The organism is Pseudomonas sp. R19M (assembly GCF_050312585.1).
Lineage (GTDB): Bacteria > Pseudomonadota > Gammaproteobacteria > Pseudomonadales > Pseudomonadaceae > Aquipseudomonas > Aquipseudomonas palleroniana.
On record NZ_JBNPJV010000116.1, the window covers coordinates 1 to 539 of the forward strand.

1 protein-coding gene is annotated in these 539 nt (G+C 57.5%); it reads right to left on the minus strand.

Translation table 11 applies throughout. From position 1 onward, the window contains the following. A partial coding sequence (locus tag ACQRBT_RS28280; protein ID WP_427851697.1) for an immunoglobulin-like domain-containing protein occupies nucleotides 1-539 on the minus strand: 539 nt, incomplete at both ends.

Genomic DNA, 539 nt, shown 5'->3' on the forward strand with positions numbered 1-539 from the left:
GTCACGGTGCCGACGGTGTCACCGGCCTTGATAGTGATGGTGGAACCGTTGTCGAGTTTCAGGGTGACGTCAGTACCTGCTTTGTTTGAAAGCGTGGCGGTGTAGGTGATCTGACCGCCTTCGTTAACGGCGCTTGGCGCGGTCAGCGTGACGGTGGTGGTGTCTGCAGTGCTCGGAGTATCGGTAACGGTGGTGTTCACCGGCGTAGTGCCCGGTACCAGGTTCTCGAAATGCTCGCCGCCGGTCACAGTTTTGATCGCGGTGGTGACGGTCTGGTCGCCTTTGTAGACGTCGTTTGGAGCGACTACTGAGACAGAACCGCTGGATTGGTTCACGCCAATGGTGATGGTTTGGCCGTTATCCAGGGTGACCGTTAGCGGATTGGTGATGTTGGTCACCGGTGTGCCGTTCTTATCCACAAGGCTGGCGGTGTAGACGATGTTGCCGCCTTCACCGACGGTATTGGTGGCCGTCAGTACCACATCGACTTTGTCGATAGTGTCGTTGATGGTGGTGGTTGCGCCGTTGCCTGCAACTTC